Annotated in this window: 25 protein-coding genes and 1 pseudogene; 10 read left to right on the top strand and 16 right to left on the bottom strand. The window is 67.9% G+C overall.

Annotated elements, in window-relative coordinates; translation table 11 throughout:
• Positions 1 to 12: 12 nt before the first annotated feature.
• The 4 genes from VMD50_RS22640 to VMD50_RS22625 all read right to left on the bottom strand — a co-directional run bounded on the left by VMD50_RS22640 (position 13) and on the right by VMD50_RS22625 (position 2,471).
• Positions 13 to 846, bottom strand: a complete 834-nt coding sequence (locus VMD50_RS22640; RefSeq protein WP_325430922.1) for an SDR family oxidoreductase — start codon at positions 844 to 846, stop codon at positions 13 to 15.
• A 6-nt stretch (positions 847 to 852) separates the two neighbouring features.
• A complete protein-coding gene (locus VMD50_RS22635; protein WP_325431108.1) occupies positions 853 to 1,329 on the bottom strand; it encodes an SRPBCC family protein in 477 nt (158 codons plus the stop codon).
• 36 nt (positions 1,330 to 1,365) lie between these two features.
• Positions 1,366 to 1,779 (bottom strand): resuscitation-promoting factor RpfC, encoded by a 414-nt coding sequence (gene rpfC / locus VMD50_RS22630; RefSeq protein WP_414686145.1) that lies wholly within the window; start codon positions 1,777 to 1,779, stop codon positions 1,366 to 1,368.
• 131 nt (positions 1,780 to 1,910) lie between these two features.
• Positions 1,911 to 2,471: a chorismate mutase gene (locus VMD50_RS22625; protein WP_325430918.1), complete on the bottom strand. Its 561-nt coding sequence runs from the start codon at positions 2,469 to 2,471 to the stop codon at positions 1,911 to 1,913.
• A 52-nt stretch (positions 2,472 to 2,523) separates the two neighbouring features.
• On the opposite strand from VMD50_RS22625, the gene VMD50_RS22620 reads away from it, so the two are divergent.
• A complete protein-coding gene (locus VMD50_RS22620) occupies positions 2,524 to 3,099 on the top strand; it encodes a hypothetical protein (protein ID WP_325430916.1) in 576 nt (191 codons plus the stop codon).
• Between the two features lie 62 nt (positions 3,100 to 3,161).
• Here the strand turns inward: VMD50_RS22620 and ag85B are convergent, their stop codons facing one another.
• Positions 3,162 to 4,154, bottom strand: a complete 993-nt coding sequence (gene ag85B / locus VMD50_RS22615; RefSeq protein WP_325430914.1) for a diacylglycerol acyltransferase/mycolyltransferase Ag85B — start codon at positions 4,152 to 4,154, stop codon at positions 3,162 to 3,164.
• Between the two features lie 634 nt (positions 4,155 to 4,788).
• On the opposite strand from ag85B, the gene VMD50_RS22610 reads away from it, so the two are divergent.
• On the top strand, positions 4,789 to 5,919 hold the full coding sequence (locus tag VMD50_RS22610; RefSeq protein ID WP_325430912.1) for a DUF7159 family protein: 1,131 nt from the start codon (positions 4,789 to 4,791) through the stop codon (positions 5,917 to 5,919).
• Here the strand turns inward: VMD50_RS22610 and VMD50_RS22605 are convergent.
• The 4 genes and pseudogenes from VMD50_RS22605 to VMD50_RS22590 all read right to left on the bottom strand — a co-directional run bounded on the left by VMD50_RS22605 (position 5,916) and on the right by VMD50_RS22590 (position 9,903).
• Positions 5,916 to 6,476: a YceI family protein gene (locus VMD50_RS22605; RefSeq protein WP_325430910.1), complete on the bottom strand. Its 561-nt coding sequence runs from the start codon at positions 6,474 to 6,476 to the stop codon at positions 5,916 to 5,918. The two genes, VMD50_RS22610 and VMD50_RS22605, sit on opposite strands and share 4 nt — an antisense overlap.
• Before the next feature lie 13 nt (positions 6,477 to 6,489).
• Positions 6,490 to 7,503, bottom strand: a pseudogene (locus tag VMD50_RS22600) (alcohol dehydrogenase).
• A gap of 24 nt (positions 7,504 to 7,527) precedes the next feature.
• A complete protein-coding gene (locus VMD50_RS22595) occupies positions 7,528 to 8,793 on the bottom strand; it encodes a cytochrome P450 (RefSeq protein ID WP_325430908.1) in 1,266 nt (421 codons plus the stop codon).
• Positions 8,794 to 9,117: 324 nt separating this feature from the next.
• On the bottom strand, positions 9,118 to 9,903 hold the full coding sequence (locus tag VMD50_RS22590; RefSeq protein WP_325430906.1) for an alpha/beta hydrolase: 786 nt from the start codon (positions 9,901 to 9,903) through the stop codon (positions 9,118 to 9,120).
• A 389-nt stretch (positions 9,904 to 10,292) separates the two neighbouring features.
• On the opposite strand from VMD50_RS22590, the gene VMD50_RS22585 reads away from it, so the two are divergent.
• From VMD50_RS22585 to VMD50_RS22575, 3 genes are all read left to right on the top strand, one after another.
• The gene (locus VMD50_RS22585; protein ID WP_325430904.1) at positions 10,293 to 10,697 is read left to right on the top strand and encodes a hypothetical protein; all 405 of its coding nucleotides are present in this window, start codon (positions 10,293 to 10,295) and stop codon (positions 10,695 to 10,697) included.
• Between the two features lie 12 nt (positions 10,698 to 10,709).
• Complete coding sequence (locus VMD50_RS22580) at positions 10,710 to 11,000, top strand: hypothetical protein (RefSeq protein WP_325430902.1); 291 nt, start codon at positions 10,710 to 10,712, stop codon at positions 10,998 to 11,000.
• Positions 11,001 to 11,190: 190 nt separating this feature from the next.
• Positions 11,191 to 11,421 carry an Rv1893 family protein gene (locus VMD50_RS22575; protein WP_325430900.1) on the top strand — a complete coding sequence of 77 codons (231 nt, stop codon included), beginning with the start codon at positions 11,191 to 11,193 and terminating at the stop codon, positions 11,419 to 11,421.
• Between the two features lie 3 nt (positions 11,422 to 11,424).
• On the opposite strand, the gene VMD50_RS22570 is transcribed toward VMD50_RS22575, so the two are convergent.
• Both VMD50_RS22570 and VMD50_RS22565 read right to left on the bottom strand, forming a co-directional pair.
• On the bottom strand, positions 11,425 to 12,555 hold the full coding sequence (locus VMD50_RS22570) for a nitronate monooxygenase (RefSeq protein WP_325430898.1): 1,131 nt from the start codon (positions 12,553 to 12,555) through the stop codon (positions 11,425 to 11,427).
• 104 nt (positions 12,556 to 12,659) lie between these two features.
• Entirely contained in the window at positions 12,660 to 13,121 is a 462-nt protein-coding gene (locus tag VMD50_RS22565; protein WP_325431106.1) for a hypothetical protein, read from the bottom strand.
• Positions 13,122 to 13,295: 174 nt separating this feature from the next.
• On the opposite strand from VMD50_RS22565, the gene VMD50_RS22560 reads away from it, so the two are divergent.
• Complete coding sequence (locus VMD50_RS22560) at positions 13,296 to 14,963, top strand: PE family protein (protein WP_325430896.1); 1,668 nt, start codon at positions 13,296 to 13,298, stop codon at positions 14,961 to 14,963.
• Between the two features lie 78 nt (positions 14,964 to 15,041).
• Here VMD50_RS22560 and VMD50_RS22555 read toward each other — a convergent pair whose 3' ends face one another.
• Positions 15,042 to 15,467 (bottom strand): hypothetical protein, encoded by a 426-nt coding sequence (locus VMD50_RS22555; RefSeq protein WP_325430894.1) that lies wholly within the window; start codon positions 15,465 to 15,467, stop codon positions 15,042 to 15,044.
• Positions 15,468 to 15,716: 249 nt separating this feature from the next.
• Between VMD50_RS22555 and VMD50_RS22550 the strand changes: the two genes are divergently transcribed.
• Together VMD50_RS22550 and VMD50_RS22545 are read left to right on the top strand one after the other, a co-directional pair.
• Positions 15,717 to 17,657 carry a flavin-containing monooxygenase gene (locus tag VMD50_RS22550; protein ID WP_325430892.1) on the top strand — a complete coding sequence of 647 codons (1,941 nt, stop codon included), beginning with the start codon at positions 15,717 to 15,719 and terminating at the stop codon, positions 17,655 to 17,657.
• Between the two features lie 28 nt (positions 17,658 to 17,685).
• Complete coding sequence (locus VMD50_RS22545) at positions 17,686 to 18,711, top strand: alcohol dehydrogenase family protein (protein ID WP_325430890.1); 1,026 nt, start codon at positions 17,686 to 17,688, stop codon at positions 18,709 to 18,711.
• Here the strand turns inward: VMD50_RS22545 and VMD50_RS22540 are convergent.
• The 3 genes from VMD50_RS22540 to dtd all read right to left on the bottom strand — a co-directional run bounded on the left by VMD50_RS22540 (position 18,708) and on the right by dtd (position 20,919).
• Positions 18,708 to 19,496 (bottom strand): HAD-IB family hydrolase, encoded by a 789-nt coding sequence (locus tag VMD50_RS22540; RefSeq protein WP_325430888.1) that lies wholly within the window; start codon positions 19,494 to 19,496, stop codon positions 18,708 to 18,710. The two genes, VMD50_RS22545 and VMD50_RS22540, sit on opposite strands and share 4 nt — an antisense overlap.
• Positions 19,497 to 19,502: 6 nt before the next feature.
• Positions 19,503 to 20,420 (bottom strand): class I SAM-dependent methyltransferase, encoded by a 918-nt coding sequence (locus VMD50_RS22535; RefSeq protein WP_325430886.1) that lies wholly within the window; start codon positions 20,418 to 20,420, stop codon positions 19,503 to 19,505.
• A gap of 67 nt (positions 20,421 to 20,487) precedes the next feature.
• On the bottom strand, positions 20,488 to 20,919 hold the full coding sequence (gene dtd / locus VMD50_RS22530; protein WP_325430884.1) for a D-aminoacyl-tRNA deacylase: 432 nt from the start codon (positions 20,917 to 20,919) through the stop codon (positions 20,488 to 20,490).
• Positions 20,920 to 20,970: 51 nt separating this feature from the next.
• Here dtd and VMD50_RS22525 point away from each other — a divergent pair, with 51 nt between their 5' ends.
• Positions 20,971 to 21,276, top strand: coding sequence for an MTH1187 family thiamine-binding protein (locus VMD50_RS22525; protein ID WP_325430882.1), 306 nt, complete (start codon positions 20,971 to 20,973; stop codon positions 21,274 to 21,276).
• Here the strand turns inward: VMD50_RS22525 and VMD50_RS22520 are convergent.
• Positions 21,273 to 21,767 (bottom strand): macro domain-containing protein, encoded by a 495-nt coding sequence (locus VMD50_RS22520; protein WP_325430880.1) that lies wholly within the window; start codon positions 21,765 to 21,767, stop codon positions 21,273 to 21,275. The genes VMD50_RS22525 and VMD50_RS22520 overlap by 4 nt on opposite strands.
• Before the next feature lie 198 nt (positions 21,768 to 21,965).
• Between VMD50_RS22520 and VMD50_RS22515 the strand changes: the two genes are divergently transcribed.
• On the top strand, positions 21,966 to 22,304 hold the full coding sequence (locus tag VMD50_RS22515) for a hypothetical protein (RefSeq protein WP_325430878.1): 339 nt from the start codon (positions 21,966 to 21,968) through the stop codon (positions 22,302 to 22,304).
• The last annotated feature ends 8 nt before the right edge of the window (positions 22,305 to 22,312 follow it).

The following is a 22,312-nucleotide window of genomic DNA, read 5'->3' as shown; positions in this document are numbered from 1 at the left end:
AGGCGATCTCCTTTACTGCGGCTTCGGCATGAGCGCCGGCAGGGACTTGGCGATGCGACCCCGCACGAACTCCGGGCTCAGGCCCTTGAGCAAGTCAATCATCCGAATGCTCTTGGGCACATACCAATGCAATCGCTTCGGGTTGTGGTAGGCCTGCCACGCCGCCGCCGCCACGCTGCTCGCCGGCATCAGTCGCATCATGCCCTTCTTGGGCGCAAGCGCACGAAGCTCCTCCCCGGACATCGCCCGACCGCCGTCGTCGGAGTGGTTGGCGGTGGTGGTGAGGATGGCGGTGTCGATCAGACCCGGCAGCACGTCGGCGACGCGCACACCGTGTCGCTGCCATTCCACGCTCAGCGCCTCGGTCAACCCCTTGACCGCGTGCTTGGTCGACGAGTAGACGGCGATGCGCGGCATCCCGTAGGTGCCCGAGGACGACGACGTCGAGAACATCAGGCTGCCCGGAGTCTTTTTCAGGTAGGGCAGCGAGGCGTAGGCGCCCGTCAGCACCGCCTTGAAGTTGACCTCGACGACGCGCATCGCGGCGTCGTACGGCACGTCCTCGAACCAGCCCGATTCGCCGATGCCGGCGTTGTTCCACATCATGTCGAGCCCGCCGCCGGCGTTGCCGGCGCAGAAGTCCGCCAGGGCACCGTCCAGGGCGGCCTTATCAGTCACGTCGACCGTTCGCGTCCAGAGTTGATCGTCACCCAGCTCCGCCCGCAGCGCCGCCAGGCCGTCTTCGTTGCGGTCCACCGCGCCGACCCGCCAGCCCCTGGCATGGAAGAGCTTCGCACCCTCGCGGCCCATGCCGCTGCCCGCGCCCGTGATGAAGACCGATTTCACGACGCGTCAGCCCGCCTCGACCACGTCTTTGATGCGGTTCAAGGTCTTGGTCATGTCACGGACGTTGCGTCGCCTGCGCAGGAAGCCCCCGAACAACCAATAGATGCCCAGCCACGGCGCGGGGGTGAGCCGGAAAGACTCCGTCACGTCGGTGCCGCCGCCACCGCTGGGCGCCAACCGGTAGTGCCAGTTGTTGACCGGCCTGTCGCCGAGCATCACCGCGAACCCGAACTCGCGGCCGGGCTCGCACGCGGTGACCTCGCACGTGGTCCAGTACACCGGTCCTAATTCGTTTCGCCGGACGTGGCCGCGAAATTTCGCGCCGAGTGCGGGGCCGGTCGCGCCGCCCAGCCACTCCGCCTCAAACACCTCGGGGGAGAACCGTCCGGTGTTGCGAACGTCCGCAATGAGATCCCAGATCTTGCCCGCGGGCGCGGCCATGTGAACAGTCGCCGAACCTTCCATGGCCTGATCCAAACACAGCTTGCCGCCGGGTCATAGGGCGCGGGCCCGAACGTATCAGTGCGGCACCGCCGCCTGGATGAGGCCGTTGATGATCTGCTTGATGCCCTGCGCGGGATGCGAATACCACGCGATGGGAAGGCCCGAGGCGGTGCCGCATTTCGGCCATGGCTCCAGCCCCTCTTCGGCGAAGACCCGGTTGGCCACGGCGATCTGCTGATCCCTGGACGCGGCCGCCGGGTTGCCGACACCGCCGTATTGGGTCCAGGTGCCCGGCTTGAATTGCAGCCCACCGTATTCGCCGTTTCCGGTGTTGGCCTGCCAGTTGCCACCGGACTCGCATTGCGCGACCGCGTCCCAGTTGGGGGCCGAGGGGACGGCGTTGGCAACGCCGGTGGAGGAAGTCAGCGCCACTGCAACTAACCCGCCGACCATCGCGGACTTGGCGAGAGGCTTGCAGAGTTTTCTCATGTCAGGCATTTCGCGGAGCGTGTCCGAAGCGTTACCGATTCGAAAATGTCGCGAGATAGGCCCACTAGCAGCGAAATCGGCTCTCTGAGCAGCGGATTCGCAGCTTTAGAAAATGGTGAGAATTAAGTAAGTCAGCCCTGGCAATACGACTGAGTCGCCAGCGAAAGCGCTTGTCGATAAAGGTCATCCAGGTGTCGGGCGCGAATGACGTTGCCCCTGGCGGCGTCCAGTTCCGGGGCGCAGGCGGGCGAGTGCAACAGGCCCCAGTCGGCCACGATCTGAGCCAGCATCGTCCGGTTGAAGCCGTCGATGGTCGACCGCGACGCCGACAGGTCCGGCGGCGCGGATGGCGCATCGGCCGGATTCAGCTTCCATCCCGCGAACCGGCTGTATTCGATTGCCTCCGTGGCGTTGATCTGATCGCCGAAGATCCGGACGACGTAATCGGCATCGATGCGTGCGGCGTCAGCCTCGGAGCGCTCATCCGCGAGCTCTTGCCGGACGCGGCCGGGGTCCTCGATGGCGCCGTGCGTATTCCACTTGAACGCCGCCACCGGCTCGGCGACCTGTAGCCGTTGCGCGGCCGCGTCGACTAGGGCCATCAGCGCGCCGGTGGTGTCGGCTCGCGCCTGCGTCGTCGACAGGATCGCGGCCACCAAGCAGCCGATCACGCCGGCTCGCGCCCAACCCATGACCATGATTGTGACCTGACGCCGGCTTTTTCCGGAGTTAGCCTGGCCGCTGATGCCACTGACGTCTGCATGGTTGCGCTCGACGCAGGTTCGCGCGCTGATCGCGGCCGCGCTCGCGGCCTCGCTACTCCTGGGCGGGGTTTTCCTGGCGGTGGACAGGCTGCACACGACACCGGCCGACATCCTGGACCATCCCGCCCACCCGGTCACCGACGAGCAGTCCCGGGCGCAGGTGGTCGAGTCGGCCCGACAGATCGTCGCCCTGACCGGGCTACAGACGGCGTCGGCGGGCTACACGCTGATGTCGTGCAAAAACCGGGACGACCCACCGTATCAGGGGGCGATCTATCTGACCTTCGCGCTGCCCCCCGCCGCCCGGCCCGACGTCTATTTCCCGACGATTGCCGCGACGCTCGCCACCCACGGTTGGACACACGGCCTGCCGCCGAACGATCAGGAATTCGCCGAGTCCCTCTCCAAGGACGACGTCACGATGATCGTCTACCTGCAGAGCGAGGAGCCGGGCCTGGGCATCCTCCGCGTCTACGGTCAGTGCCGGAACATGAACGACCACCGCAGCGACTCCACGGCGTGGGTCGACGTCACCGACCGACTCAGGACCCCGTAACGCGCTACTGCGCCCGACGTCGTCGTCGGGCGCAGTAGCGACCTCAGGTTTTGGGTGGGTGGTTATCCGCCGCCGCCGGGAGTGGCGCCCAGGCTGCCCTGCAAGTCGGGCTTCATGGCGTTGACCTGCGCACCCCAATACTCCCAGCTGTGGGTGCCATTGGCATCGAAGTTGAACACGGCGTTGTGGCCGCCGGCCCCGTTGTAGGCGTCCCGGAACTTCAGGTTGCTGCTGCGCACGAAGTTCTCCAGGAACTCGGCGGGCATGTTGGCCCCACCCAGCTCCGACGGCGTGCCATTACCGCAGTAGATCCACAGGCGGGTGTTGTTGCCCACCAGCTTCGGGATTTGAACCGTGGGGTCGTTGCGCTGCCAGGCGGGGTCGCTCGACGGACCCCACATGGCGTCGGGCTTGTAGCCGCCGGCGTCCCCCATTGCCAGGCCGATCAACGAGGGCCCCATCCCCGAAGACGGGTCCATCAGGGCCGACAGCGAGGCCGCGTAGATGAACTGCCCGGGGTGGTAGGCGGCCAGGATCAGCGACGAGGATCCGGACATCGAGATGCCGACCGCGGCGCTGCCGTTGGACTTGACGCTCTTGTTGGAGGCCAGATACCCGGGCAGTTCGCTCGTCAGGAAGGTCTCCCACTTGTAGGTCGAACAGCCGGCCTTGCCGCAGGCCGGCCCGTACCAGTCGGTGTAGAAACTCGATTGCCCACCGACCGGCATGACGATCGACAGACCCGACTTGTAGTACCACTCGAACGCGGGCGTATTGATGTCCCAGCCGTTGTAGTCGTCCTGGGCCCGCAATCCGTCGAGCAAGTACACCGCCGGGGAGCCGCTTCCGCCGCTTTGGAACTGGACCTTGATGTTGCGGCCCATCGCCCCGGACGGCACCTGCAGGTACTCGACCGGCAAACCCGGGCGCGAGAAGGCCCCCGCGGTCGCCGCGCCGCCGGCAAGACCGATCAGGCCCGGCAGGGTCACAGCCGCGGCTGCACCGACCACAAGCCGGCGCCCCCAGGCCCGCATCTTCTCGCTCACGTCTGTCATACCTGCCCCTTGTCTGTATGTGCTGGCGGTCTCAGCTGGAATTTACCGGGTTATTCGGCCAAATGTCGATTAGGACGCGGTGTTGTCTCGGTTTCATATCGGTTTCCGACCGAATTTCGCATTGTGGACACGGGAATCACGCGGCCGGCACCGGCTAACGCACCGGCCCCCTCGTGGCGCCATACCGGGCCGAAAAGCGCCAGGCAGCGGCTCCGCGGCGACGAACGCAAGCCGGTGCAGCAACCGCGACCGCGTCCGGTGCGGAGCACTTCTCCACGAATGGCCGAGCCGATTTCCCCGGCATGCGCTGCGGGACGCCCGCCGGTGGATCCAGTGGCGTGGTGGCCGGTCGTCATGTGTTCCATTTCCGCCGCCGCAAAAGGCGATTTCCGCGGCCGGCGCGGGCGGCCGTTGCCCGATCCGCCTGCTCGCAGGCGCGTGGCCTGCGAGTTCAACGCGAATTCAATACCGGGGCAGCCGAACTTGCGCGGACCGCGTAGGCTCTCACGGAGCAAGCCGATGGAGACCACACATTCCGGTCCGTTCCGGTTCTCACGAACTGCCGTGCCAGCGAGCTTTTGGTGCGCAAACGCGGGTGAGGGCGACGGAGGTCCGGACCGATTGAGGTGCGAGTTTGGACACGGTACTGGGGCTATCACTGACGCCGACCACCGTCGGTTGGGTCCTCGCCGAGGGACACGGCGCAGACGGCACGATCCTCGACCATCAGGAGTTGGGTCTGCGCGCCGACCGTGGGGTGCGCGCCCTGACTACCGCGGAGCTGGTGGCAGACGAGGTGTTGCGGGTCGACGAGCTGGCCGCCGCGAGCGATCGCCGGGTGCGTGTCATCGGGCTGAGCTGGAGCGACGAAGCGTCGGCTCAGGCGGCACTGCTGGTGGAGGCGCTGACCGACGCCGGCTTGGACAACGTGGTGCCGGTCCGGTTGCTCGAGGCGGTCGAGACCCTCGCCCGCGCGATCGCGCCGGTCATCGGCTACGAGCAGTCCGCCGTCTGCATCCTCGAGCATGAGTGGGCGACGGTCGTCATGGTCGACACCCATGACGGCGAGACGCAAACGGCCGTCAAGCACGTGCGCGGCGGATTCGACGGGCTGACGTCCTGGCTGAGCGGCATGTTCGAGCGACCGAGTGGATGGCGCCCCGGGGCGGTGGTGGTCGTCGGCGCCGACAGCGACATCAACGGATTCTCGTTGCAGCTCGAAAAGGCTTTGCCCGTACCGGTTTTCGCGCAGACCATGGCCCAGGCGACCATCGCGCGGGGCGCCGCGCTGGCCGCGGCCAAAAGCACCGAATTCACCGACGAACGGCTGGTGGCGCAGGTCAGTGAGCCCGCCGCCGCCCCCGCGGTTCGGCCCCGGCGGTTGTCCTACACCGGCGCTGCGACGGCTTTGGCGGCCGGCGCAATCACTTTCGTGTCCTCGCTGTCGCTCGCTTTGGGTATTCACCTTGCCCCGGCCGGCGAATCCGCTCCGGCGAAGCGCGTCGTGCACGCGCCGCCCCCGCAGATCGCCGAGGCCGTCGCGCCCTCCGTCGCACCACCTCCGGAGGCGGTCCCGCCCGCACCGCAGTCGAAGGCGCCCGCCGGCGAACCCGCCCCGGAGTCGGGCGCCCAGGGGCGGCAGGAAAGCGCTCCCGCCGACCAGCAACCGGACGCCGACGTGCGCCAGCCCTACTTGACCCGCGTGCTCGAGCACATCCCCGGCGACGCCGGTGATCCGGCGCCGCCCGCGCCGACGCAGCCTTAACCCCCGTCGGGATCGCCCTTGGGGTGCACCGCGGTGAAGGACAGCGACACCTCGTCGGTGACCTTCACCGAGCCCATCAGCAGCGAGTAGGGTTTGACGCCGTAATCGGTTTGCCGCACCGTGGTTTCGACCGACATCCGCCACTTGTCGCCGAGATCCTCTGTGCGCAAATCGATTACGTGCGTTCGGGACTTGCCGCGGATGTGCAGCTTGCCCGTCAGGCGGTACCCGTCACCGGCCTTCTCGATGGTGTCTGCGGCAAATCGGATCTCGGGATAGCGGTCGGCGTCCAGCGACTTCAACGCGTTCGATTTCACCATGGCCTTCTCCGGGCCGGACAAGCCCTTGACCCCGCCCTCGCCGCGCAGCACCTCGAAGGAATCGACCTCGACGGTCAACTCCGCGGTGACCGGTTCGGCGCCTGCCCACGCCACCGTGGCCTCCCAGCGCGTCATCGCGATGGTGAGCCGATGGCCCATCCGCGCCGCCCTGCCGGTGACACCGGTGCGGATCAACAACTCGCCGTCGGATGGGGTGAGGGTCCATAGCTCGGTCACAGATCGACTGTAGTCACATCGTCAACACGGTGCGGTAGTGCGCTCGCCCCTGCTCCAGCGCCGCATAGCCCTCGGCCGCCCGCGCCAGCGGCAGCTCCTCGATCTAGGCCCGAACACCGGACAGGACCGCGAAATGCATGGTGTCCTCGACGTCTTTGGCCGTGCCGGAGGCATGGCCGACGATGCTGTTCCCCGGCGTTATCAGCTGTACGGGACTGCTGGGCAGCGGCTCAGCGGTCACGCCGATGGTCACCAACTCGCCTTGCGGCGCCAACCCGCCGACCGTGTCGGCCATGGCGCGGGAGTTGCCGGCGGTGCCGAGAACGACCGTCGCCCCGCCCAAGGCCCGCAGGGCTTCGGAGACGTCACCGCTGGAGGAGTCGACGTAGTGATGAGCACCCGATTTCTTTGCATCCTCGGCCTTTCCGGTGCCGCGCGCGATCGCGATGGTCTCGAATCCCATCGCGCGGGCGAACTGCACGCCGAGGTGGCCGAGCGCGCCGACGCCGAGGATCGCCACCCGGTCACCGGGCAACGCCTTGGTGTGGCGCAGCGCGTTGTAGGTCGTGACCCCGGCGCAGCCCAGGGGCGCGGCTTCCACATCCGTGAGCCCCGAAGGGATTCGGGCCAGGGCGCTCGAAGGCACCGTCACCGATTCCGCATAGCCGCCGGGATAGTGCCAGCTCGGAACCTTGCCGTTCACGCAGTTGATGAAAAGGCCTTTGCGGCAGGGGTCGCAGTGGTAGCAGCACCCGCCGAACCAGCCGACGGCGACGCGATCGCCGACCGCGAAGTCGTCGACGCCCTCGCCGAGTTCGGCTACGGTACCGGCGATTTCGTGTCCCGGCGTCAGGGGCCACGACATGTTCGGGAAACCTCCGTTGACGAACTCACGGTCGGTTCCGCACATGCCGCATGCGGTCACGGCTATCCGCACCTCGTCGCGACCGGGTGGGCGCGTTTCTGCTTCGGCCAGCTCTAAAGGGCCGCCCACGGACTGGATCCGGACGGCTTGATGTGTCGGCATCGGCTTAGCCTAGTGCGCGACAGGTCATTTCGTCGCCCCGTCGGTGTGGTAGTCGACCTGCCAGTGCTTGATCCCGTTGAGCCAGCCCGACCGTAGCCGCTCGGGTTTTCCGATCGATTCCAGGTTCGGGATGCCGTCGGCGATCGCGTTGAACATCAGGTCGATGGTCATCCGCGCCAGGTTGGCCCCGATGCAGTAATGCGCACCGGTGCCACCGAATCCCACGTGCGGGTTGGGGTCGCGCAGGATGTTGAACGTGAACGGGTCGTCGAACACGTCCTCGTCGAAATTGGCGGAGCGGTAGACCATCACGACCCGCTGCCCCTTCTTGATCTGGACGCCCGACAGTTCGTAGTCCTCCAGCGCGGTGCGCTGGAACGACGTGACCGGGGTGGCCCACCGGACGATCTCGTCGGCGGCGGTGGCGGGGCGTTCCCTCTTGAACAGCTCCCACTGGTCGGGAAAGTCGGTGAACGCCATCATGCCCTGGGTGATGGAGTTGCGGGTCGTCTCGTTGCCGGCGACCGCCAACAGGATGACGAAGAAGCCGAACTCGTCGTCGGACAGCTTGTGGCCGTCGATGTCGGCCTGGACCAGCTTGGTGACGAGGTCTTCGCCCGGATTCTTCGTCCGCTCGGCGGCCATCTGCATGCCGTACATGATGAGTTCGACGGACGCGGTGATGGCGTCGTTGTTGGCGAACTCGGGGTCCTGGTCGCCGACCATCTCGTTGGACCAGTGGAAGAGTTTCTTGCGGTCTTCCTGTGGCACGCCCATCAGCCCGGCGATCGCCTGCAACGGCAGCTCGCACGACACCTGCTCGACGAAGTCACCGCGACCCTCGGTGGCCGCTTCCTCGACGATGCGCCGGGCGCGCTCGGCGAGGTCGCCGCGCAGGCGCTCGATGGCCCGGGGAGTGAAGGCCCGCGAGATGATCTTGCGCAGCCGGGTGTGTTGCGGTGCATCCATATTGAGCAGGACGAACTTGCCGCGTTCGACCTGCTCGCCGACGGTGCCGTCCTTATAGCGCGGCAGCGCGGTCTTCTGCAGGCTGGAGAAGACGTCGCTGCGCAGCGAAACCTCTTTGACGTCCTTGTGCTTGGACACCACCCAGAAGCCGCCGTCGTCGAATCCGCCCGCCCCCATCGGCTGCTCGTTCCACCAGATCGGCGCGGTTCGGCGCAGCTCGGCCAGCTCTTCCACCGGCAGCCGCTCGGCGTGCACGTCCGGGTCGGTGAAGTCGAATCCGGGCGGCAGATTCGGCTGGGTGGTCGGCTCTGCGGTCGACATGGCGCACTCCTCGATACGAAGTCCTCTAGGCGTCCTCTGGGCGTCCTTGTGCAAGGAAACCATTGCTAGGCCACGGTTGGGAAGCACCGAAGCAAGATCGCCGGCCCGAATTGCAACACGTTCAGCACCGATGAGTTTCACAATTGATCGAGCACGACCTCGTCGACCAATAACGGTTGATGCTCGAGCCGATCCTGCTCGGCGGCGGCAAGCGGCTGTTCCCCAGCGACGGCAGGGCCCGCGCGCTGGAGCTGGTGTCGGCGAAGATTACCGGGCACGGGAAATCTTCTGGGGTACACCCCTGCTTGTATCCGCCGGGGGCAGCTAGGCAAGGGCGAGCACGTGATTCCTAGCAATCCAGTCGTCGATGTGGCCCATGGTCACGCGTAGTGCCTCCCCTGAAAACACCATGTGGTCGGAACGCGGAATCTCGACGTGGGTGCAGTGCTGATATCGGGCTGCGGTCTGGCGCACGACTCCGGATGGCACGATGTGGTCGCACTCGGCCCCTATCACCAGCACCGGGGCGGTGACCGCCGCGAAGTCGACAACGGTGGCCTTCGAAAGCTTGGCCACGCTAAGGGCCGTTTCCCAGATAAAGCGCCCGGATTCGCAGACCAAACCATCATGTATCTCGCGGGCGATGTCCTCGGTCTGGGTGTGGGCGAAGTAGCGTCGAAATTGCTCGAACGTCGGGGGGCGCGACGACTTAGTCCAGGGGCGTGGCCATAACAAGTGCCGCAGGGACATGCGCACGCTTGTGGGCGTCGCACCGGCGATGCCCGCTGCCGCGCCGGGGCATGCAGCCACTACGCCAGCTGGGCGTGTGCGCGCGGCGACCAACTGCGCCAGCAGCCCGCCCATCGGGTGACCTACCAGAAGCGGTGGTGAATCCAGCGAATTCACGAATCTCACTAGGTCGTCGGTGTAGTCGCGAAGGCTCAGTGACGCGATTTTCATCGCACCCTCGTTCAAGGGCAGCTCGTGATGACGCAACGTCGGGGTGTGCGCGGTGTAGCCGCGCTGTTCGAACGCGGCGCGCGCTGAAGTCCACAGCTCCCCACGGCACCAGGAGCCGTGAATCAAGACGACGTGTTTGGTTTCGGCCATGACGCTAGAGGATGACAGCCAAGGCGCCACACGTTCAGCGATTCGCTACCGTCGTGGGTGCGTTGTCGCGTGTGGGATACGTCACACGTGACGCGCCACGCAGACAGGATCGCGGTGGGCGCGCTTTGTCACGTGCCCTCGCAGTCCAGCAGCGTTACCGCTTGAGTTTTTCCCGCTGCCGCACCCACGGCGTAAGAACACACTTCAGACAATCGATAACACCATTTGCTCAAACATTCTGCGGGTGGCGCGACCAACAACTGCGCGACGTAGCGGGGTGCTGATCTGCACCTACCGGCGCCGTTGACCGTCGGGGGCAAACGAGCTTGTGGCTCCCGGCGCAATGGATATGCTTTGATGCAGGTCAAAGGCGACAGGCGGGGTGGAACATGATTCGCGAACTGCTCAGCGCCGCTTCCATAGCGGGCATCATGATCGGCGTGGCGCCGTGCGCGGCCGCCGATCAGCATTACGACGGCGACGTGCCGAACATGAACTACCAGGCCTCGCTGGGCGCGCCGTGCGACAACTACGAGCGCTTCATCTTCGGGCGCGGACCCAGCGGCCAGGCCGAGGCCTGTCACTTCCCGCCGCCCAACCAGTTCCCCGCGGCCACCACCGGCTACTGGGTCATCTCCTATCCGCTGTACGGGGTGCAGCAGGCCGGCGCCAAGTGCCCGGGCCCACAGGCGGCCGCCCAGTCACAGGCCGGGCTCCCGATGCTCTGCCTGGGCGATCAAGGCTGGCAGGAGGGATGGTTCACCGGGGCGGGGTTCTTCCCCCCGTCGGGATGACCGGCTGACGCCGTGAACCAGGCTCAGCCTGCAAAAGCGCCGGTTCCGCGCTGGCTGCGCTTCGTCCTGGCGTCCGACCGGGCCGGCTCGGCCTGGTACGTCGGGGCCAGCTTCTTCTTCGCGCCGGTGCTCGCGGTGCTGTCGCCGTGGCCGGCGGTCACCGCCGTACTCTGGGGTGTCATCGGCCTGGCCGGGCTGTGGCTCGGCCTGCTCGGCGTCGCGATGGCCGTCGGACTGGCGCGGGTATTGCGGTCCGGCGCCGAGATTCCCGAGGACTACTGGCGCACCCTGGTCAACTACTGACGCCCGCGCTGCCCGTCTGGGTCGATGGTGGCGACCCGCAGCGCCCGGTCCCCCGCAAGCGGGAGGTGCCCCCAACGCGCGCTTGCGATCGCCACCAAGCCGATCGTGGCGACCCGCAGCGCCCGGCTACGCTGCGCTTGCAATCGCCACTAGAGTCGTATCAAAGGCGTTGCAACGAAAGGGGACTCCGATGGGCTTCAACCCCAGGGATGCGGTGGACGCGGCCAGGGACATCGCGACGAACGCCGTCGAAAAGGCTTCGGACATCGTCGAACACGCCAGCGACATCATCCGGGGTGACATCGCCGGCGGCGCCAGTGGCATCGTGCAGAACTCGATCGACATCGGCACCTACGCGGTGGACCGCACCAAAGAGGTCTTCACCGGCAGGGAGGACGTGGACGAAGTCGATGACGAGTAGTCGTCAGACGGAGGCGGCCTCGTTCAGCTCGTCCAGCCTGTTGGTCGCCTCCAGGTACTCCTGCACCCACCGCTCGATGACGGTCGCCGTCTTCTCCACCTTGCTGAATTGCCCGACCACCTGACCGACCGGGTTGAACGCGACGTCCACGGTCTCGTTCGGGTACCTGTTGGTGGCGCGCACGGCCATGCCGGAAACCATGTACTGCAACGGCATACCGAGCGGCTTGGGATTGTCCGGCTGCTCCCATGCCTCGGTCCAGTCGTTGCGCAGCATCCGGGCCGGCTTGCCGGTGAACGAGCGGCTGCGCACGGTGTCACGGCTGGACGCCTTGGCGTACGCCTGTTGCTGCACCGGGGTGTTGGAGGCTTCCTCGACCATCAGCCACTGGGAGCCGGTCCACGCCCCCTGGGCCCCCAGAGCCAGCGCGGCCGCGATCTGCTGACCGCTGCCGATGCCGCCCGCCGCCAGCACCGGCACCGGCGCGATCTCCTTGACGACCTGCGGCCACAACACGATTGACCCCACCTCGCCGCAGTGGCCGCCGGCCTCGCCGCCTTGGGCGATGACGATGTCGACACCCGCGTCGGCGTGCTTCCGCGCCTGCGACGGCGAGCCGCACAAGGCCGCCACCTTGCGACCGGTTTCGTGGATGTGCTTGATCATGTCGGCGGGGGGAGTGCCCAGCGCGTTGGCGATCATCCGCACCTTCGGGTGCTTCAGCGCCATCTCGACCTGCGGGGTGGCGGTCGCCTCGGTCCAGCCGAGCAACTGCAAGGTGTCCTCGTCGGCGTTTTCCACGGGAACACCGTGATCCGCCAGGATCTTCTTGGCGAAGTCCAGGTGTTCCTGCGGCACCATCTTGCGCAGCGTCTCGGCCAGCTCCTCCGCGGACAGGTGGGAGTCCATGCCCTCGTACTTGTTGGGGATCACGATGTCGACGCCGTAGGGGTGGTCGCCGATGTTCTCGTCGATCCAGTTGAGCTCGATCTCCAGCTGCTCGGGCGTGAAGCCGACGGCGCCGAGCACGCCGAAACCACCGGCCTTGCTGACAGCGACCACGACATCGCGGCAGTGGGTGAAGGCGAAGATCGGGAACTCGATGCCAAGCTCGTCGCAAATCGCGGTGTGCATGCCTACTCCTGGGGCGCTCGCCGAACTGAAACGTGTTCTAGTTTAGTACGGCCGTCATTGACGTGGAAAGCCGCCCCGGGCCGGCGCGGCGGCACTACAGGGTGTCAGCTCGACGCGCGCGCCGTCCACACGATGAGGAACGAGAGCATTCCTGCGAAGCAGACGAGATGATCGCGGCAGATGGCTCGCGCCAGACGGGTTTGTTCGGCTCGACCGTCCGCCCGATGCCCGAGCCGAACGGCGCTCGGGACCGTGTGCGTCAGGGCAAGGACCATAGGCACCCCGGCAAGCGCGGCCGATATCGCCGGCACCCATGCCGGGTCGTGACCCCGAGCGGCCTGAAACCCCAACGCCGCCAACAAGATCAGCATGACGAGGGCGATGAGGTGGCTCATCGGTCTCGACGTGGTCGTCGCGCGGTGGTAGTAGTCCGCGATGGAAGCGAGCACGGGCTCGGGCAATTCCTCACCCGCACTTCGGTATTGGAGGACCTGGACGTCGAAGATCAAATCCATCCACAAGACGGCGAGCAGGAAGCCACTGCAGGCCGTGAGCAACGGGGCCACGACGCTCATCTAACCCCGGGGTGAGCCGGGCGTCTTCTGAGAAACTGGTGCCAATTGTTGTAAAGGTGTCAAATAAATCCGCCGGAGCGCCTAGCATCCGCCTAATCCCTGATCGCGTGATGATCCCCGTCGTGCCCCTTATTGGAGGTCGTGCCCCCTATTGGAGGTTGACACATGTCGTTTTTGGTTGCAGCGCCGGACGCAGTGGCGACGGCGGCAGAGAACGTGGCGGGTATCGCGTCGTCACTGAGCGCAGCCAATTCGGCGGCGGCGGTCCCGACGACCGTGTTGCCGGCCGCCGCCGACGATGAGGTGTCGGCGGCGATCGCTTCGTTGTTCTCCAGCCACGGCGCGCAATATCAAGTGCTCGGCGCGCGGGCGGCGGCCTTCCACGCGCACTTCGTGCAGGCGATGAGCACCGCGGCTGGCAGCTATGCGGCCGCCGAGGCCGCGAACGCGTCGCCGTTGCAGACCCTGGAGCGAGACGTGCTGGGGATCATCAACGCGCCGACCAACGCCCTGTTGGGGCGCCCGCTGATCGGCCCTGGCACCGATGGCGCCGCGGGGACCGGGGAGAACGGCGGTGCGGGCGGGATCTTGTGGGGCCGCGGGGGCAACGGCGGCTCGGGTGGGGCCGGGCAGGCCGGCGGCGCCGGCGGGGCGGCAGGCCTCATCGGCGTCGGCGGTATGGGTGGGACCGGGGATCCCGGCTTGGCGGGGGGCCACGGCGGCACCGGCGGCTGGCTGTGGGGCAGTGGCGGCGCCGGCGGGATGGGCGGGACCGGCGGCGGTGCCGGTGGGGCCGGCGGCAGCGCCCTGCTGTTCGGCTCCGGCGGCCTCGGCGGGGCCGGTGCGGCCGCCAGCGGCGCCGGGAACGGCGGGGCCGGTGGCACCGGCGGCCGCGCGGGCTTCTTCTCGGGCATCGGCGGGGCCGGCGGGGCCGGCGGCGACGCCACCACCGGCACCGCGGGGGACGGCGGGGCCGGCGGCAACGGGACCGGCCTCTTCCTTGGCTTCGGCGGGGAGGGCGGGCACGGCGGCAACGTCACCACTGGAATCGCCGGGGCCGGTGGCGCCGGCGGCCAGGGCTTCGCCCGCAGCCCCTTGGGGATCGACTTGAGCCTCGGCGGGGTCGGCGGGCACGGGGGCGACGCCACCGCCGCCGGGGGTACCGGCGGCACCGGCGGCGCGGGGGGCGCCGGCGCCTCCTCCGGCTTCTTCGGAATCGACCTGGCCCAGGGCGGCGCCGGCGGCGTGGGCGGCGCCGCCACCACCGGAACCGCGGGGACCGGCGGCGCCGGTGGCATCGCCGCTGCCCCCGACTTCGTCGGGTGGGGCGCTTCCGTCGGCGGCAACGGCGGGGCCGGCGGCGCCGCCAGCGGCGCCGGCGGGACAGGCGGCAACGGCGGCGCCGGCGGGACAGCCGGCACGGTGGTTGGCATCGCCGGCGGCGGCGCGGGCGGGGCCGGCGGCGCCTCGGCCCTCGGCAACGGTGGCGTCGGCGGGGCCGGCGGCATGGCCGCCGGGCTTCAGGCCGCCGTGGGCGGTAACGGCGGGCACGGCGGCGCCGCTCCCACCGGCAACGGCGCCAACAACGGCGGCGCCGGCGGCGACGGGCTCGGGTTCTTCGGGTACGGCGGCACCGGCGGCGACGCCGGCACCGGCAGCGGCCCTGCCACCGGCGGCAACGGCGGCAATGCCGGGACAGTAGACATGGGCTCCTACACCCCGTCGATACTCGGTATCGGCGGCAACGGCGGCAATGGAGTCAACGGCGGGACCGGCGGCACCGGTGGCCTCGGCGGCGTGATTGGCGCCCCTGGCACGAACGGCAAGCCGTAGCGGCTGAAGCCACTTGCGCCGCTTACGTTCAGCGGCGACGCCGTCCGGCTCTGGGCGCCGGGACGGCGCGGGCCCACCTCAGGATGCCTGTTTGATTTCGAGCTTGTTCGTTTGCGTATATCCGGCCGGTTGGCCGCAGGCGGGGTAGATGTAGGAGATTTGAGACGTGCCCACAAGGGTATTGGGATCCCATGTCATGTGGGAGCGGGTAGCCAATTGAAGATAGGTACCGTCCGGGCACATCAAGTCATTGATCCCGTCCAGCACCCATTGGCCATCGACCAACCGCGCCTGACCACCCCCCGCCCCGGCTTTCACGTACACGCATCCGTCACCGCAGGGACTGACGGTCCATGACGTGACAACGGCCCGGCCGGCCGGCGACGTCGACGTCGCGTTGTAACTGCCGTTCATTGTCGGTGTGTCGGCCCATGCTGCGCCAGCTGCTCCGACAGCCAAACCGGCAAACACAGAAGTCGCGGCGAAGCCCCGCACGATAGCCATGTTGTTACCCTCCCCTGAGGTCAATCACTACGTCAGGCTTGGTTGATGGTGTATCACAGTTCGGGGCCTGCGGCGACTTGGCAAACTCCGACTGCCGGAGGGGCGCTCTGCGGCAACTCAAAATGGACGGGGACGACCCGCGGCGGGCTCTCTTGATCCGCCCCGGCGCCACGGGGTAGCGTAGTGCTGCCAATTACGACACGGCGGGTAGCGTAATTGGCAGCACCCTTGACCGGAAGGATCGGCCTGATGCGCAGCCGTTACGCCGGCCGCCCCTTCACCGCCTCAACGGCCGAGATCGCGGCCGCGCTCGAGGATGTCAGCATCCCGACCCTGCTGCTCTCGCTCGTCCACATCACCGGCGACCCCCGGTTCATCCGCGACTTCAAGCCCATGGGCATCTTCCTCAACGAGGTCCAGGGCTTCATGTCCGAGGAGGACAGGGCCCGGGCCCGCGCGGCGGCGCTACCGGTGCTCACCGGCTATCGGGACCGCGGTTGCCCCGAACCCGAGCCGCTGAGCCTCGACCTCATCCGGGAGATGATGGACTGGGCGGCCTGCGAACACGTCACCGACGACTACCTGCCGCTGATCCTGGAAGAGATGGATCTCGACGGCGTCGACCCACGCCGTCCGGAGGCCCTGCCGGCGGAGTCCGCGGCCGACCTCCCGGTCCTGGTGGTCGGATGCGGCGAATCCGGCCTGCTGGCGGGCATCCGTCTCAAACAAGCCGACATCCCCTTCACCATCGTCGAGAAAAACGCGGGGCCCGGCGGAACCTGGTGGGAGAACAGCTATCCCGGCGCCCGCGTCGACGTCGCAAACCATTTCTATTGCTACAGCTTCGAACCCAACAACGATTGGACCCACTTCTTCGCCGAGCAATACGAGTTGCAGGACTATTTCACCGGGGTGATGAACAAGCACGGCCTGGCCGAGCACATACGGTGGAACACCGAGGTTATCGCGGCAGAGTGGGCCGATGACGACGGGATGTGGAGCGTCTCGGTGCGCAGCGCCGACGGCCGGACGAGCACGCTCAGCGCGCGGGCCGTCCTGACCGCGGTCGGTCAGCTGAACCGGCCCAACATTCCCGAATTCGACGGCGCCGACACCTTCGGGGGACCGTCATTTCACTCCGCGGCCTGGGATCACTCGGTGGATCTGACGGGCAAGCGGGTCGCGCTCGTCGGCGCCGGCGCCAGCGGCTTCCAAATCGCGCCCGCGATTGCCGGCGGGGTCAAGAAGCTCACCGTGTTCCAGCGCACGGCCCAGTGGATGTTCCCGAACACCATGTACCACGACGAGGTCGGCGACGGCGTGCGCTGGGCGATGCGCCACCTGCCGTTCTACGGCCGGTGGTACCGGTTCCTCGTGCTGTGGCCCGGCGCCGACAAGGGACTCGACGCCGCAGAGGGCGATCCGAACTACGGCGATCAGGACTACGCCGTCAGCGACATCAACGCCGCCGCCCGAATGATGTTCTCCCAGTGGATCACCAGCCAGGTCGGCGAAGGCTCGAACTCCCAAGAGCTGTTGGACAAGGTGTTGCCCGACTATCCCGCCACCGGAAAACGGACGCTGCAGGACAACGGCAGCTGGTTGCGGACACTGCAGCGGGACAACGTCGAGTTGGTGCGCACGCCGATCCAGCGGATAACGCCGCAGGGCGTCGTCACCGGGGATGGCGTGACGCACGACGCCGATGTCATCGTCTATGCAACCGGGTTTCGCCACACCGATGTGTTGTGGCCGCTAAAAGTGACCGGCCGCAACGGGATTGACCTACACCAGATGTGGGGGAGCCGCCCCTACGCCTACCTCGGGGTCACCGTGCCGGGATTCCCGAACTTCTTCATCATCTATGGGCCCGGAACTCATCTCGCCCACGGGGGCAGCCTGATCTTTCAGTCCGAACTGCAGATGCGCTACATCGACCAGTGCCTCCAACGGCTGGCCGAGGAGAACCTGCACTCGATTGAACCGAGGGCCGAAGCCGCCACCGAGTGGCATCGACGGACCCAGACCCAGATCAAGAAGATGGTGTGGTCGCACCCCGCCGTCAAGCACTCCTACCTCAAGAACGCCGACGGGGAGATCCACACGGTCAGCCCGTGGCGCCTCAACGAGTATTGGGCCGCGGTGCGCCAGCCCGATTGGTCCCAATTCGTCGAGCGCCAAAAAGAGTGAGCGCGAAAGAGAAAGTGAGCACCCAAGCATGCGCACCGTAGTTGTCGATGGTCCCCGCAGCATCAGGGTCGAAACCCGTCCCGACCCGATCCTGCCCGGCCCGGACGGGGCGATCGTCGAGGTGAGCGCCGCCGGCATCTGCGGATCCGACCTGCATTTCTACGAGGCCGACTTCCCGCTCGTCGAGCCGACGGCGCTCGGCCACGAAGCGGTGGGCACCGTCGTCGAGGTCGGGCCCGAGGTCCGCACGGTCCGAACCGGCGACCGGGTCATGGTGTCCTCGGTGACCGGCTGCGGCGCCTGCCCGGGGTGCGCCACCCGCGACCCGGTGATGTGCCATTCCGGGTTTCAGATCTTCGGCGGCGGCGTGCTTCCCGGGGCGCAAGCCGATCTGCTCGCCGTGCCGGCGGCCGACTTCCAGCTGCTCAAGACTCCCGACGGGATCAGCACCGAGCAGGCGCTGCTGCTCACCGATAACCTGGCCACCGGCTGGGCGGCGGCCCAGCGAGCCGATATCCCGTTCGCCGGGACGGTGGCGGTGATGGGCCTGGGGGCGGTGGGGCTGTGCGCGCTGCGCTGCGCGCTATTCCACGGCGCTGCAACCGTTTTCGCTGTCGATCGCGTCGATGGCCGGCTGGACCGCGCCGCCGGGTGGGGAGCGACGCCGATCAAGGCGCCCGCCGTGGAAGCCATCCTGGCGGCCACCGGTGGGCGCGGCGCCGACGCGGTGATCGACGCCGTCGCGACGGACGCGTCCCTGACCGACGCACTGAACGCGGTGCGGCCGGGAGGCACCGTTTCGGTCGTCGGTGTCCACGATATGAATCCCTTTCCGCTCAACGCGCTGGGCTGCCTGATTCGCAGCATCACGCTGCGGATGACCACGGCGCCGGTGCAGCGAACCTGGCCGGAGTTGATCCCGCTGCTGCAGTCCGGCCGGCTCGACGTCGACGGCATCTTCACCACGACCCTGCCGTTGGACGAGGCGGCAAAAGGCTACGCGACCGCGGAGTCGCGGTCCGGTGACGAGGTGAAGGTCCTGCTGACGCCCTAGTCCCGGTCGCGGCGGACATGCTTGGCGACATAACGCAACTTGCGCACGGGCCCGCGGCGGCCCGAGGCGATGCACATCACCGGCCAGCCGTGCGCGGCGGCCGCCGCGGCGAGCCCCGAGCGGGGGTTCACCGGCCGCGGAAACCCGACGAGCGACATCGACACCGCATCCTCGTCACCGTCGGCATAGAAGTAACTGCGTTGGACCGCAACGTCGTTGGCTGAACAGAACTGCTGTACCGCGGCGGCCTTGGTGGCCCCCCACACGATCGGTTTGACGATCCCGCCGGTCAGTCGTCCGTGCTCGTCGAGTTCGAAATGGTTGCACTGCACGTTAGAAATCCCGAGGAAGCGCGCGACGGGCAGCGCCTGGATGGACAGCGCCGACGAGCTCAGCACGACGGTGTGCCCGCGCTGCTGGTGCGCCTGCACGATCTCGTGCATGTGCGAATACAGGCGCGAGGCAACGCGTTCGACGAACAGGCGCTGGCCCAGCTCGTCGAGCTCGGCAAGCGATTCGCCACGCAGGTAGCCGGCCGCCCGCGCGATGAGGCGTTCGAACTCCAGGCGACCCAAGCGGTATCGCAGCGCGGCTTCGAACACTCCGAGCAGCTCGCCGAGCCCGGCCTGGCGACGACGGATCCGATCACCGACGTGAACCGCCGCCGTGAAGCCGTCGACCAACGTCCCGTCGAGGTCGAAGAACGCACCGATCCCGGGCCCCGGTGTGCTGGCGCCGATCTCCGCGATGGCGTCGGCGGGCGAGAGCCTCGTGAGCGGCACCATCGCGGCTCACCCCGACCGCGTCGCCGTGATGTATTGGGAGTGCATGAACGCGTCGATCTTGACGTCCACCTCCGGCGGGGTCATCCCGTAGCCGGCCTGCAGGTCGAGCGTGTTGCGGACCGGTTCGACGGCCCACCCGTGCGCGGCGAGCCATTCCGCAGGGTCGCCCTTGGGGTCGTAGGTGAGGGCGGAGAAGTCCACATCACCGGACACGTTGACTCCGGGATGGTCCGTTTCCAGGGCGGCGAGCTGAGTGCGGTCCAACCGGGATCCCAGCGCGCCGATGGCGATTCGGCTGCCGGGCGCACTAAGCCCGCTGATGCGGGTGAAGAGCGCGTTCTGGGCTTCGTCGGTCAGGTAGGGAAGCACCCCCTCGACCGACCAGGCGCTGGGGGTTTCCGTGTCGAAGCCCGCTTCTTCCAACCGCCTCGACCAGTCGGTGCGCAGATCGGCCCCGACCTCGACCCTGCGGGCTTTGGGCGTAGCGCCGTGCTCGCCGAGCACGCGCGCCTTGAATTCCAGGACCTTGGGCAGGTCAACCTCGAAAACCGTTGTGCCGTGCGGCCAGTCAAGGCGGTACGCGCGGGAATCCAAGCCCGCCGCGACGATCACCGCCTGTCGGATGCCCGCGTCGCCGGCGGCGGCGAAGAAGTCGTCGAAGAACCGGGTCTGCACACCGTAGAGGCGGGGAAAGGCCGTCTCGTCGTCGGAGGTTCCCGGGTTGGCGAGCACACCCGCCAGATACGGGTCCCGCGCGGCGGCGATGAAGACCTTCGCGTATTCGTCGCGGACCAGCGGCCGCGGGCTCATGGCGTGCAGCGCACGCCATCCCGCCACCAACAGCGCGGTGTAGCCCACGCCACTGACGATGTCCCACTGGTCGTCGTCGGAACGAAGCGACCCGAATTCAGGCGAAGTGCTCATGCTCGCCCCCTCATGTCGAAATCGGCCACCAAGCCGACATCAATAAACGGTACCCGCGGATGCGCCGTCAAATCTCCAAAAACACCGTAACCGGACCGTCGTTCACCAATTCGACCTGCATGTTCGCCCCGAAGACGCCGGTCCGCACGTCGGCACCCAGCTCGCGCAACGCCTCCGCGAACGCCGCGACCAGCGGTTCGGCGACCGCCCCCGGGGCGGCCGCGTTCCAGGACGGCCGCCGGCCCTTCGCGGTGTCGGCATACAACGTGAACTGGCTGACCACCAAGATCGGCGCGCTGACATCGGCCGCCGATCGTTCATCGGCGAGAATGCGCAGATACCATAACTTTTCGGCCAGCCGCCGCGCTTTGTCGGGATCGTCGCTGTGGGTGACCCCGACGAAAGCCAGCAACCCCTGGCCGTCCGGGCGGATCGCGCCCACCACCTGGCCGTCGACCGCCACCGACGCCGACGAGACCCGTTGCACCAGAACCCGCATGGCCCTCGATGCTGCCAGGCGGGTCCCGAAAAGGGTGGGTAGGCTCGTCACGTGTCCGTGCTCGTCGCGTTTTCCGTCACCCCGCTGGGCGTGGGCGAGGGCGTCGGAGAGATCGTTGCCGAAGCGGTTCGGGTGGTCCGCGAATCCGGCCTGCCGAACGAGACCGATTCGATGTTCACCGTGATCGAGGGCGATACCTGGGCGGAAGTGATGGCCGTCGTGCAGCGCGCGGTCGAGGCGGTGGCCGCCCGCGCTCCCAGGGTCAGCACGGTCATCAAGGTGGACTGGCGCCGTGGGGTCAGCGATGCGATGACGCAGAAGGTCGCTACCGTCGAGCGCTATCTGTCCGACGACTAGCCCTGCACCGCGTCGCGGAACGCCCGCTCGGCGGCGTCGCCGCGCACCGCGAACACAACCTTGGCCAGCGATCTCGGCCGGTGTTGCCGGACCGTATCGGCCATCAGCCGCGCCGCATCTTCCAGCGGGAAGCCACCCACGCCGGTGCCGAACGCCACCAGAGCCAGCGAGCGGCAACCGAGTTCGTCGGCCTTGAGCAGGGTTGAACGGGTCGCCCGCTCGATCACCTCGGCCGAGGTCGGGCCACCGAGCTCCATCGTCGCGGCGTGGATGACGTAGCGCGCCGGCATGTTGCCCGCGGTGGTTTCCACCGCTTCCCCGAGCCCGATCGGTGCCTTTTCGGTCGATTCGCGCTGCACGTCCGGCCCGCCGGCGCGTGCGATTGCCGCGGCGACACCGCCCGCGTGCCGCAATTGGGTATTGGCGGCGTTGGTGATCGCATCGAGGTCGAGCTTGGTGATGTCGGCCTGCACTACCTCTAACTCGATCATCGGTTCATTGTCGCGCGATGCTGGGCGCTCGCGCACAAACCCGACCAGGGCGCATTGGATCTGGTCCATTTCCGCAGCTCGGGCTAGCTTCACGCGAACGGAGGAGAATAGGCTGGTCTGGCGCTCAGAGAGGCAGGTGCCGTATGACGAGCGAGACGCCCATGAGCGCCGGACCCGGCGAGCCCGGCGGACCCGGCGGTGCTGGTGGCCACGGCGGGGCAGGGGGTGCCGGCGGGCCCGGCGGCCGCGGCGGAGCAGGTGGAGCCGGTGGGGCGGGCGGAGCCGGAGGTGCCGGGGGCGCTGGTGGAGCCGGCGGCCGTGGCGGTGATGGCGGCCGAGGCGGCGACGGAGGTGCGGGCGGAGGCCCCGGCGGTCAGCCCGGCGAGGGCGGCGCCGGCGGAGCCCCGGGCCCCGGCGGTCAACCGGGCCAGCCCGGTCAACCCGGTCAACCCGGTCGGCCGGGCCGGTAGACAGGCCCGGCGCGTTCGGCGTAGCGGCGCTGCGGAGCCTCGCCGCGGGCTGAGGCCAGTTCAGTAGGCTCGTGC

Source organism: Mycobacterium sp. (assembly GCF_035506235.1).
Lineage (GTDB): Bacteria > Actinomycetota > Actinomycetes > Mycobacteriales > Mycobacteriaceae > Mycobacterium.
Note: the sequence above shows the minus strand (reverse complement) of the source record. Positions and strands in the feature narration are given on the sequence as shown.